General features: G+C 48.0%; 9 protein-coding genes and 1 pseudogene. 5 read left to right on the top strand and 5 right to left on the bottom strand.

All coding sequences use genetic code 11. The features are described 5' to 3' along the window. Positions 1 to 165: 165 nt before the first annotated feature. Complete coding sequence (locus BLU47_RS13810) at positions 166 to 1,848, bottom strand: putative transporter (RefSeq protein WP_091964219.1); 1,683 nt, start codon at positions 1,846 to 1,848, stop codon at positions 166 to 168. A 196-nt stretch (positions 1,849 to 2,044) separates the two neighbouring features. Between BLU47_RS13810 and mutA the strand changes: the two genes are divergently transcribed. Next, a complete protein-coding gene (gene mutA / locus BLU47_RS13805; RefSeq protein WP_091964141.1) occupies positions 2,045 to 3,907 on the top strand; it encodes a methylmalonyl-CoA mutase small subunit in 1,863 nt (620 codons plus the stop codon). 2 nt (positions 3,908 to 3,909) lie between these two features. Beyond that, positions 3,910 to 6,075: a methylmalonyl-CoA mutase gene (gene scpA, locus BLU47_RS13800; RefSeq protein ID WP_091964137.1), complete on the top strand. Its 2,166-nt coding sequence runs from the start codon at positions 3,910 to 3,912 to the stop codon at positions 6,073 to 6,075. A 58-nt stretch (positions 6,076 to 6,133) separates the two neighbouring features. Here scpA and BLU47_RS13795 read toward each other — a convergent pair whose 3' ends face one another. From BLU47_RS13795 to BLU47_RS13785, 3 genes are read right to left on the bottom strand one after another with little or no spacing between them, the layout of a single operon-like run. Then, positions 6,134 to 6,841, bottom strand: coding sequence for a YjjG family noncanonical pyrimidine nucleotidase (locus tag BLU47_RS13795; RefSeq protein WP_091964134.1), 708 nt, complete (start codon positions 6,839 to 6,841; stop codon positions 6,134 to 6,136). 3 nt (positions 6,842 to 6,844) lie between these two features. Then, positions 6,845 to 7,651 carry a methylmalonyl-CoA decarboxylase gene (gene scpB / locus BLU47_RS13790; RefSeq protein ID WP_176780605.1) on the bottom strand — a complete coding sequence of 269 codons (807 nt, stop codon included), beginning with the start codon at positions 7,649 to 7,651 and terminating at the stop codon, positions 6,845 to 6,847. Positions 7,652 to 7,665: 14 nt separating this feature from the next. After that, positions 7,666 to 9,771, bottom strand: a complete 2,106-nt coding sequence (locus tag BLU47_RS13785; RefSeq protein ID WP_091964128.1) for a prolyl oligopeptidase family serine peptidase — start codon at positions 9,769 to 9,771, stop codon at positions 7,666 to 7,668. A 247-nt stretch (positions 9,772 to 10,018) separates the two neighbouring features. On the opposite strand from BLU47_RS13785, the gene BLU47_RS13780 reads away from it, so the two are divergent. Continuing rightward, positions 10,019 to 10,645 carry a type IV toxin-antitoxin system AbiEi family antitoxin domain-containing protein gene (locus tag BLU47_RS13780; protein ID WP_091964125.1) on the top strand — a complete coding sequence of 209 codons (627 nt, stop codon included), beginning with the start codon at positions 10,019 to 10,021 and terminating at the stop codon, positions 10,643 to 10,645. Further along, the gene (locus tag BLU47_RS13775; protein WP_091964122.1) at positions 10,642 to 11,472 is read left to right on the top strand and encodes a nucleotidyl transferase AbiEii/AbiGii toxin family protein; all 831 of its coding nucleotides are present in this window, start codon (positions 10,642 to 10,644) and stop codon (positions 11,470 to 11,472) included. The genes BLU47_RS13780 and BLU47_RS13775 overlap by 4 nt, the downstream gene beginning before the upstream one ends. A 94-nt stretch (positions 11,473 to 11,566) precedes the next feature. On the opposite strand, the pseudogene BLU47_RS13770 reads toward BLU47_RS13775, so the two are convergent. After that, a pseudogene (locus BLU47_RS13770) lies at positions 11,567 to 11,797 on the bottom strand (KilA-N domain-containing protein); the annotation flags it as partial. A gap of 217 nt (positions 11,798 to 12,014) precedes the next feature. Between BLU47_RS13770 and BLU47_RS13765 the strand changes: the two are divergent. After that, on the top strand, positions 12,015 to 12,306 hold a 292-nt coding region (locus BLU47_RS13765; protein ID WP_143025578.1), incomplete at its 3' end, for a helix-turn-helix domain-containing protein.

The raw sequence follows: 12,306 nt of genomic DNA, 5'->3' as shown, positions 1-12,306 counted from the left end.
GTATTGTCGGCTGCAAAATTACAAAAATATTCGCACAAAGCAAGCGTTTTTGTGCAGTTATTTTCGAGTTATATTTGGAAATTCTCCGAGAAAGCGTGAAAAAAAAGGCTGACTCAGCATTGAGAGTCAGCCTCTTTTGTATGATGTGATACCGTAATCAGTCTATCAACCGCAGAAGAACAATACTACAATCTGAGCAGTAAAGATGCGGAGGAACATGGAGAGCGGATAGACCGTCGAATAGCCTACTGCAGGAGCCTCTTTAGAGCATACACTATTGGCATAGGCCAGTGCAGGGGGATCGGTATAGGTACCTGCAATCATACCCATAATCGTGAAATAGTTGAACTTGAATTTCAGACGGGCAATAGGTCCGACAATCAGGATGGGTATGATGGTAATGAGGAAACCAGTCAGCACGTAGAGTAGTCCGTCGCCTTCGACCACGGTTTCGAAGAAGTTTGCACCCGCCTTAATTCCTACGGAAGCCAGGAATAATACCAAGCCAATTTCGCGTAGCATCATATTGGCAGATGTCGTGGTGTAGGTGACGAGGTGTATCTTGTAACCATAGCGTCCGATGAGGATGGCGATAATAAGCGGTCCGCCGGCGATACCCAGTTTCATAGGTACAGGCATGCCGGGAATGGCGATGGGCAGTGAGCCGAAGATAATACCGATAATGATGCCGACAAAGATAGTGGCGATGTTGGGCGTGTCAAGACGACGGATAGAGTTTCCCATCGTGTTGGCTACACGGTCGACGGCGTCCTCGGGACCAACCACCATAATGCGGTCGCCTACCTGCAGAGGCAGTGAGGCGGATGCAAAGATGTCCATGCCTTGACGGGTGACGCGGGTGACGTTCACACCATGCATGCTGGAAAAGTGCATTGAGGCCAATGATTTTCCGTTGATTTTCGGGTTGGTAATCAGAATACGTTTGGAAACCAGCGGCTGATCAGACTGTTCGAAATCGATATCGAGCTTAGGGCCGATGAAAGCCATGATAGCTTCGTGGTCTGCTTCTGCGCAGACGATAAGCATCTGGTCGCCAATGTGGAACACGGTCTTGCTGGTAGGTATTGACAACTCACCGTCATGTACGATGCGAGAAACCACGAAATCGCGGTTGAGAAAGTCGTGAACCTGCAGTAGAGTCTTGCCTTCGAGGTATTTGTTGGTCACCTCCAGGTGCATCTTATAAGGTTTTTGGTTAGCCTTGACACCTTCCTGCGCATTAAGGTTATCCTCCTCCTTTTCCAACTTGATGTTACAAATATACCTTATTAATATAGTGGCACCGATGATGCCCAGTACACCGAGCGGATAGGCACAGGCGTATGCCGATGCAATCTGAGGTGCGTTACTGCCGAAGACAGATCCTAAGGCTTCGTTGGCAGCACCAAGTCCAGGAGTGTTTGTCACGGCACCATAGAGTGTACCAACCATCATGGGAAGATTGGTGATGTTACTGGTGTCGAAGAAGATAAAATAGCAGGCGAACATCACGAGGATGTTGAGCAGGATGCCTGTAGCAGCCAGTCCGTTCAGTTTTAGACCTGCTGTTCCGAAACTTTCAAAGAAACCAGGTCCCACCTGCATACCAATCATGAAGACGAACAAAATGAGTCCGAAGTCCTGAATGAAGGTTAGGATAGGGGCGGGGGCGGTGAAGCCTAGATGCCCGGCAACGATGCCTGCGAATAGTACAAAAGTGACTCCTAGGGAGATTCCTCCGATTTTGATTTTTCCCAAATACACGCCCGCCGCAATGACAATGGCGTAGAGTAATGCGATATGTGCCACTGAGTCAGTCGTGGTAAACAAATCTTTTAACCATTGAATAGATTCCATAACATATCTTGTTGAAATTGGCTGCAAAGTTACAAAAAAAGGTCGCAACAATCACTTTTTTGTGATACATTTTTTCATAAATATCAAATATTTATTAAAATCTTCGTCATTTCAGAATTATTTGTTACCTTTGCGGAATGAAATTTCATTAAAGCTTAAAACACTTATATAATTAATACATTAATTTATGGCAAACAAAGAAAAACTCTTCAGCGAGTTCCAGGCGCCTACCACTCAGGAGTGGTTGGACAAAATTGAAGTAGACCTGAAAGGGGCCGACTTCCAGAAGCGACTCGTATGGAGAACAAACGAAGGGTTCAACGTGCAGCCCTTCTATCGCCGTGAAGACCTGAAGGATCTTAAGGCTGTGGACTCACTGCCAGGCGAATTCCCTTATGTGCGTGGAAACAAGAAAGACAACAACTTGTGGTATGTACGTCAGGACATCGTGGTTGACGATGCCAAGGCTGCTAATGCAAAAGCGCTGGACATCCTGAACAAGGGTGTCGACTCGCTCGGTTTCAAGATTCCGGGCAAGGATATCAGTGCGGACTTCATCTCTACACTGCTTGACGGCATCATGCCTCAATATGTGGAGCTGAACTTTAAAACCTGTCAGCGTCATTGTGTTGAACTGGCTGAGATTTTGGTGACTTATTTCAAGCAGAAGGGTTATCCTTTGGCAGAATTGAAGGGAAGCATCAACTTCGATCCCATCAGCAAGATGATGTGCAAAGGTAAGGATGTATCACCTGTGCTTCAATTTGCTAAGCCTCTCATTGATGCACTGAAAGAATTGCCAGGCTATCGTTGCGTCAATGTCAACAGTGTGGCGCTGAATAATGCTGGTGCATATATCTATCAAGAGTTGGGCTATGCGCTGGCTTGGGGCGCAGAGTACCTGAATGTGCTCACTGAGGCAGGTGTTAGTGCTTGCGAGGCAGCCAAACGCATCAAGTTCAATATGGGTGTTTCCGAGAACTACTTCATGGAGATTGCCAAGTTCCGTGCCGCCCGTATGCTGTGGGCCCAGATAGTCCGCCAGTTCGTAGGTGACGAAGCATTGAACTGCACCTGTTCGCAGATGCATGTTTGCGCTGTCACTTCAGAATATAACCAAACACTGTTCGATAGCTATGTTAACCTACTGCGTTCGCAGACAGAGACTATGTCGGCTGCTTTGGCTAACGTCGACTCTATCGTGGTGACTCCATTTGACAAACCTTATGAAAAGCCTACCGAGTTTGCTGAGCGTATTGCCCGCAACCAGCAACTGTTGCTGAAGGAAGAGGCTCATTTCGACAAACTTGTCGATGTGGCAGGTGGTTCTTATACCATTGAGCACCTCACCGATGCCATTGCTCAAGAAGGCTGGAAATTGTTCCTCGCCGTTGAAGAGGCCGGTGGTTTCCTTTCGGAGGTACAAAAGGGTAACATCGTTAATGCCGTCAATGCCTCTAACGACAAGCGTCACGCTGCTGCCGCTACCCGTAAGGAGTTCATCCTGGGTACCAACCAGTTCCCCAACTTCACGGAGGTTAGTGAGGGCAAACAGCCTGTGGCTGGCTGTGCTTGTTGCGGCTCAGACCATGAGGCCGGTGAACTTCCCCAACTCAACAAGGAGCGTCTGGCTTCTGAGTTCGAGACCCTGCGTCTCTCTACGGAGAAGGCTAAGAAACAGCCTATTGCCTTTATGTTGACCATCGGCAATCTGGCTATGCGTCAGGCTCGTGCTCAGTTCTCTTGCAACTTCCTTGCCGCCGCTGGCTATAAGGTGATGGATAACCTTGGCTTCAAGACGGTCGAGGAGGGTGTTGACGCTGCACTGAAAGCCAACGCAGATATCGTTGTCATCTGCTCTTCAGATGATGAATATGCTGAGTACGCCATCCCTGCATTCCAGTATCTCAACGGTCGCGCCATGTTCATTGTAGCAGGTGCTCCCGCATGCTCGGAAGACCTCAAGGCTGCCGGTATTGAGAACTTCATTCATGTTAAGTCTAACCAGCTCGAAACGCTCCGTGCGTACAATGCTAAACTCGGAATCTAATTATGGCACGTAAGAATTTTAAAGATATTGATATCTACGCTGGCATTCAGCAGAAGAATGGTCAGCAGTGGCAGCAGGAGAATGGCATCAGCGCTAACTGGCGTACGCCCGAGCAGATTGACATTCAGCCTGTTTATACCAAAGAAGACCTGGAAGGTATGGAACACCTCGATTTCACAGCTGGTATTCCTCCCTATCTCCGTGGTCCGTACTCAATGATGTACCCCTTCCGTCCGTGGACCATCCGTCAGTATGCCGGATTCTCTACCGCCGAGGAGTCTAACGCCTTCTATCGCCGTAACCTGGCTGCTGGTCAGAAAGGTCTTTCTGTTGCCTTTGACCTGCCAACCCACCGTGGTTACGACCCAGACAATGCTCGTGTTGTGGGTGATGTGGGTAAGGCTGGCGTGTCTATCTGTAATGAGGAGAACATGAAGGTACTCTTCTCAGGCATCCCCTTGAACAAGATGTCTGTGTCAATGACTATGAACGGTGCCGTGCTACCTATTCTGGCATTCTACATCGTGGCTGGTCTGGAGCAGGGTGCTCAGTTGGAGGAGATGGCTGGTACTATCCAGAACGACATTCTGAAAGAGTTTATGGTGCGTAATACCTATATTTATCCGCCTGCATTCTCGATGAAGATTATTGCTGATATTTTCGAGTTTACCTCGCAGAAGATGCCTAAGTTCAATAGTATCTCTATCTCTGGTTATCATATGCAGGAAGCCGGTGCTACGGCAGATATCGAGTTGGCTTACACTTTGGCTGATGGTATGGACTATCTACGCACAGGTGTTAATGCCGGTATCGATGTAGATGCCTTTGCACCCCGTCTGTCGTTCTTCTGGGCTATCGGTATGAACCACTTCATGGAGATTGCCAAGATGCGTGCCGGACGTCTGCTGTGGGCTAAGATAGTGAAGAGCTTCGGTGCCAAGAATCCTAAGTCGCTCGCTCTCCGTACTCACTCTCAGACCTCGGGTTGGTCGCTCACTGAGCAGGATCCGTTCAACAATGTTGGTCGTACCTGTATCGAGGCAATGGCAGCTGTGCTGGGTCACACCCAGTCTCTGCACACCAACGCCCTTGACGAGGCGATCGCATTGCCTACCGACTTCTCGGCTCGTATTGCCCGCAACACTCAGATCTACATCCAGAACGAAACAAAAGTCTGCAAGCAGATTGACCCATGGGCAGGTTCTTACTATGTGGAGACACTCACCAACGAGTTGGTTCACAAAGCATGGGAACATATTCAGGAGATTGAGAAACTCGGTGGTATGGCAAAAGCTATCGAGACCGGTCTGCCTAAGATGCGTATCGAGGAGGCAGCTGCCCGTACCCAAGCTCGCATCGACTCTGGCGTCCAGACGATTGTCGGTACTAACAAGTATCGTTTGGAGCATGAGGATCCTATTGATATCCTTGAGGTGGATAACACCGCAGTACGCAAGCAGCAAGAGGAGAACTTGAAGGAGGTACGAGCACATCGCGATGAGGCCGCTTGTCAGGCTGCCTTGAAGGCTATTACCGAATGTGTCCGTGACTTCAAGGAAGGACGCAAGTCAGAGAACAACCTGCTCGATTTGGCTGTCAAGGCTGCTCAGTTGCGTTGTACCCTTGGTGAGATTTCAGATGCCTGCGAGGAAATCGTAGGTCGTTATAAAGCAGTAATCAGAACAATTTCAGGCGTGTATAGTTCAGAATCAAAGAACGACAGCGACTTCGAGTTGGCTTGCAAGCTGACGGATGAGTTCGCAAAGAAAGAAGGTCGTCGTCCTCGTATCTTCGTTGCTAAGATGGGACAGGACGGACACGACCGTGGTGCAAAGGTAGTAGCAACGGGTTATGCCGACTGTGGTTTCGACGTCGATATGGGTCCGTTGTTCCAGACACCTGCAGAGGCCGCCCGTGAGGCTGTTGAGAACGATGTCCACATTGTGGGTGCATCCAGTTTGGCTGCAGGTCACAAGACGTTGATTCCTCAGCTGATTGAGGAGTTGAAGAAACTCGGACGTGAGGATATCATGGTGATAGCCGGTGGTGTGATTCCCGCCCAGGACTATGACTTCCTCTACAAGGCTGGCGTAGCTGCTATCTTCGGTCCTGGAACCTCTGTGGCTAAGGCTGCTGTTGAGATGATGAACATCCTGCTCGACAAGTAGTTTATAGTTTTTGGTTATATCAAGAAAGTCCCCAACCGCAACGTTGGGGACTTTCTTTTTATAGGATGTTCATGATGTCTTGCAGTCGTTCCACGATAAAGGTGGGTTTTTGCGTGATGTCCTGTTCGCTGATAGCCCATCGGTTGAACAGCATTGCGTCGATGCCGGCATTGAGTGCACCGAGGATGTCGCTCTGCAGGTTGTCGCCAATCATTAGGGTGTTCTGACGCTCAGCCCCCGACCTGTCCAATGCATAGTCGAAGTAGCGTGGTGAAGGTTTGTTTACACCGGCATCCTCGCTTAGGATAATGGTATCGAAATACTTTCTGAGTCCGCAAGCAGCTAGTTTCTTATACTGGACCTCGTGAAAGCCATTGCTACACATGTGCATGCGATAGCCTTTCCCTTTCAGATAGTCCATCAGTTCATGAGCACCTTCAATAACGCCGGGTTTCGAGGCGCAAAAGTCGAGAAATTTGTCACTCATCTCAAGACAGAGCTGCTCTGTAACGTCAAGACCCTTGCCCATACTCAGAGGACGCTGGAAACGCTCAACGATGAGATAGGGACGGGTTATCTCGCCTTTTGAATAGCGCGTCCACAGGTCTATATTGGCCTCCCAATAGGCATTGTAGAACACCTGCTCGTCAGGGAAATACCGCTCAAGATGGAACGCCTCAAAAGTCTCCTTCAGTGCGATGACAGCATTGCCATGCGTGTCATAGAGCGTATCGTCAAAGTCAATAAATAGATCTTTGTATTTCATTCATTATTTACTAGTGTCTAAATCCGACGCTTTTCCCTTGTATGCTGGAGATCGCTTTTCGAGGAACGATCTGATACCTTCCAGATAGTCGGCGCCTTGATAGACCTTGGTGCGATAGGCATTGATACGCTCAAAACTTTCCGACGATAGCACGGTGGCTGCTTTGCTGAGAATGCGGAACTGACGTTTGATAGCACTGATAGACATCACGCTGTTGCGACGCAGTGGGTTGAGGAACTGCTCCTCAAGGACGTTCTCCAGTTGGTCAGTCGTCGTCACACGGTTGATGAGTCCTACGTTGAGTGCATCCTGTGCGGTAATAGGTGTAGCGAGGAAGAACATCTCACGTGCTTTGTTCATGCCCAACTGGTTGATGAAGTGCATGATGCCCGATGCGTTGTATGGTATACCGATCTTGGCAGGAGTAATAGCAAAGGTGGCAGTATCACTACTAACAATCATATCGCATGATAAGCAGAGGTCGCATGCACCGCCCCAAACAGTTCCGTCAACACAAGCTATTACGGGAATGGCTGTTTCCTGTACACAGCGTAAGAGCTGTTCCATCGGCACATCGTAAGCCAAAGGGTCTTCACCATTCTGAGGCAGTTCGCGGATGTCGTGTCCTGCGCTCCAAACACCTTTCTTACATTGAGCTTTAATGACGATACCCACACACTCCTTGTCGTAGCCCGACTGTATGGCGTCGCATAACTCCTGGCACATAGCCTCGCTGAGACAGTTGAAATGCTCAGCATTCTGCATCTCTACATAACAGATGCGATCATTGATGGTTGTGTTTACTAACATATCTTCTGCGTTTGTTATTTCCATTTCAGTCCCATATTATACATGATGAACGAGTAGATGTCGGCCTGTTCTTCCAACACTTTGGCCAGAGGCTTACCGCTTCCATGACCAGCCTTGGTGTCGATGCGGATAAGTACTGGAGCCGAGCCACTATGGCACTCTTGCAGGGTGGCTGCAAACTTAAACGAGTGGGCAGGAACCACACGGTCGTCGTGATCAGCTGTTGTTACGAGGGTGGCAGGGTAGGCGACACCCTTCTTCAGGTTGTGCAGGGGCGAATAGCCCTTCAGGTATTCGAACATCTCCTTGGAATCCTCGCTGGTGCCGTAGTCGCTGGCCCAGTTCCAACCGATGGTGAACTTATGATAGCGCAACATATCCATCACACCCACTTGGGGAATGGCCACACGGAACAAGTCGGGACGCTGTGTCATACAGGCGCCTACGAGCAGTCCGCCATTAGAACCACCCACAATGGCCAGCTTGTCGCTGGACGTGTATTTCTCGCGAATCAGGTATTCTGCGGCACTGATGAAGTCGTCGAACACATTCTGCTTCTGCATCTTCGTGCCAGCCAAGTGCCACTCCTCACCATACTCGCTACCACCACGCAGGTTCACCTGTGCATAGATGCCTCCCTGTTCGAGGAAGGGGATACGCATAGCGGCGAAGCCTGGACCCAGCGAGATGTTGAAGCCACCGTAGCCGTAGAGATAGACGGGATTCTTGCCGTTGCGCTTCAGTCCTTTCTTATAGGTAATAAACATAGGTACGCGCGTGCCGTCCTTGCTGTTAAAGAATATTTGCTTGCTCTCGTAATCCTGCATGCGGAACTTTACACTCGGCTGCGCATACAATGTACTCTCGTTCTTCGCCATATCGTAGCGATAGATGGTGCCAGGCATGGTGAACGATGTGAAGGAGTAGAAACACTCGGGTTGTTTCTCGTCGCCCGTAAAGCTCACGCTACCCACCATAGGCAGTTTCACTTCGTGGTGCTTCTTGCCGTCCAAGCCATAGACGAAGGCATGGTCTGAAGCATCCTGATTATAGGTAAGGATGAACAAGTGGTTGATGACGTCGACACCACTCAGCGTGTTCTGCTGTTCGGGTATCAGCTCCTGCCAGTCGTTGATGCCGGGCTTGCGGATGTCAGCCACCATGATGCGACCCTTGGGAGCTCCGTAGTTGGTGTAGATATAGAACTTGCCATTCTCGTCGTAGATGGGTGAGTACTGGAAGTCCATGTTGTCCGTCAACTGCATGAACTGCGAGCCCTTCTGTTTTAGGTTGCGCACAAATAGGTTGTTGCCAGCACCGGCGCCAGCCTCAAACAGATACATCAGCGTCTCCTCCTCATTGATGCTTACCTCGTAGAAACGCTTGGGCTGTGTGGGATTCTGATAGAACAGCACATCCTCCGACTGTGGTGTACCCATCTTATGATAATAAATCTTCATGCCTTCATTGACGTTCGAGAACTCCTTACCCTCCGTAGGACGGTCGTATGATGAGTAGTAGAAGCCGTCGCCACACCATGCAGCCCCTGAGAACTTCGCCCATTCAATGTGGTCGTTGGTGAGCTGACCCGTCTTCAGGTCAATGACATAGAACTCCTGCCAGTCAGAGCCAGAGCGTGAGATGCTGTAGGCAGCCCATCGCCCGTTGTTCGAGAAATAGACACCCTTCAGGGCAACCGTTCCGTCCGTGCTCAGCGTGTTGGGGTCGAGGAACACGCGCGGCTCTCCACCCAACTTGTCCATCTGGTACATCACATACTGGTTCTGCAGTCCGTTGTTCTTGTAGAAATACCACTTGCCGTGACGCTTGCGAGGTGCCCCGATTTTCTCGTAGTTCGAAAGTTCCGTCAGTCTTTTCAGCAATTTCTGGCGGAAGGGAATCTTGCTCAGATAGCTGTTTGTCACCTTGTTCTCCGCCTCCACCCAAGCAGCCGTCTGCTGCGAGGTGTCGTTCTCCAGCCAGCGGTAAGGGTCAGCCACCTTCACGCCGAAGTATTCATCTACTGTACCGTCTTTCTCCGCCTTCGGATAAGACAGTTGTTGAGCCGTAGCCACCGTAGTAGCTATCGTTGCCATAGTCATGATAAATATCCTTTTCATATTTTTATTGTTTGTATGTTATTTCATAATAGCAGTCTGTACGCAATATTATTTTTCTGCTGCAAAGATACTCAAAAACTATGTAACTCTCAAGCACTTTCGAAAGATTAACGCAGAAAGCGCGTAAATAAAAGGCAATCAAGAGAAAAACGAGGTAATCAGGTCAACCGTATTAAAAAAGCTAAAACAGGAATAAAAAAACAAGGAATAATTAGTTTGTTATTCTAAAAATAGCTATCTTTGCATCATGATTACGGATTTAGAACATATTGGTAATATTCCTGTCAGCACATCGGCTGTAGCATCCTTGTTTCCTGAAATGAAAGCTGGAAATCAGAAGGTGCGTAATCTTGAAGCGGCTGGTCAAATCATCCGTCTTAAAAAAGGGCTTTATGTAGTCAGCCCGAAGGTGTCGCGAGTGGCTCTGTCAACCGAGTTGATAGCGAACCATCTCTATGCCCCCTCGTATGTATCTAAGCAGACGGCCCTGCGTTATTACGGACTAATTCCCGAAGCTGTATTTACTACACAGTCAATGACCGTAAAGCATTCCCGCAACTTCGAAACACCCGTCGGACGCTTTGAATATCAGAGCATAGCACGTGAGGCTTTCTCTATTGGCATCACATACATCAACAAACAAAGCTATTCTTTTCTGATTGCAACACCTGAGAAGGCTCTTTGCGACATGATAGCCAACTCGCCCAAGGTGAATCTTCGTTATCTGAAGGATGTAGAGATCTATCTCGAAGAGGACATCCGCATGGATATTGAAGACTTCAGAAACATGGATGTTACAATCTTCGAGCACTACGCTCAGGCTGGCAAAAAGGCCAAGTCGGTTACTACCCTTATAAGATATCTTAGGAAATGAGTACAAACGAAATATTCAACCAGATGCTGTCTGCCTATGATTTGACGACAGAACAGAAGAAACGCAATGCCACATTCGAGGTCAACCAGCAGATAATCCTGGCAGGACTCTATAATGGCGGATTCTTTAACGAGGCAGCCTTTTATGGCGGCACCTGCTTACGCATATTCCATGGATTGCAACGATTTTCCGAGGATATGGATTTCTCTCTCCTGACACCTAACGAGAGATTTGACTTCACTCAGTACTTCCAACCCATCATTGACCAGTTTGCCCTTGTCGGTCGTGATGTTGAAATCAAAAAGAAGGACAAAAAAAGCTTTGGAAAGGTGGAATCCGCTTTCTTAAAGGACAATACTGATGTGTTTGATGTTACCTTCCAGACCGAGAAATCGATCAAGATCAAAATAGAGGTTGACACCCAACCGCCTATGAAGTTCAATACTGAGCAGAAGTTGCTCCTGCTGCCAGAGTCGTTCATGACGCGTTGTTTCACCCTGCCGGACCTCTTTGCAGGTAAGATGCACGCTCTGGTCTATCGAGCATGGAAGAACCGTGTAAAGGGTCGTGACTGGTATGACTTCGAGTGGTACGTCCGCCATAACATTCCACTTGACTTCACACATCTTCATGAGCGAGCGATAGAATTCAATAATGAGGATATCACCAAGGATTCATTCCTTGAAAAGCTGAACGAACGTCTTGCCACGGCAGATATCAATCAGGTAAAGGCAGACGTCCTGCCATTTATCCGCAATCCCAAGGAAATGGGCATCTGGTCAAATGACTATTTCCTGCAACTCGCTCAAATGATCAGATTTGAATGAAAAGTAAAATGACATTGGATAATATTTGCCGTCAAAGGTAGCCGTGGAGACATATCTGTCCCCATGATTCTTTAGTAACAGAGTCCCCTGATCTAGAATTGCTACCCGCCATATTTCTAAATGTACCGAATTCGGTACAATTAAAATTTGGATTGTACAACATTTCCCATTCTCCGAGGTACTCAATCGTGCTTTTCAGACTGAGCCAACGAAAGATGATATGCTCCTGCAACTGACTACGAGCCATATCAGTCAGTGAAATGTAATCATCATCATTATGAGAAATGACGGTTATCTCTGTGTCTTGGACGTTAATCTTTGCCATAGGTAATCTATCTGTTATGCAATATGTGTGAAAAGGTAGTAAAATAAATCGAAACATAGGAATAATCCGCATAAAAATCAGTAAAAGGACGTAGCCTAAAGGAATCAGAATCATGGGGACAAATGACCCTTTGATTCTCATAGTCCATATATTTGAGTCTTTGTCTCTAAGTGAAATGCACCCCTAAAGTTAGACATAAAGCTTTTAGAGGTACATTATGAGTAGTTTTCATTCATTAAAAGAAAGATTAGAAACAGTATTAAAGGTAAAGTCTGGCGTACCCATCGTCCAGTTATGCAAAGACCTACACACAGGGCGTGATCAGATTCTCGAGTGGGTACGTCGTTATGATGAACAAGGAGAGGCTGGTTTAGTACGTCATAAGACCTACAGGCAGATTTCTTGTGCAGAAAAAGAACATTTAGTTCGTTTGTATCTGGAAAAAGACTTATCTTTGCGCGAGATTTACACCTCCGCAGACATCAGTCGCACTAATCTTGAGACATGGG

The organism is Prevotella sp. tc2-28 (assembly GCF_900107705.1).
Classification (GTDB): Bacteria; Bacteroidota; Bacteroidia; order Bacteroidales; family Bacteroidaceae; genus Prevotella.
This window is presented reverse-complemented; position numbering and strand designations above follow the sequence as displayed.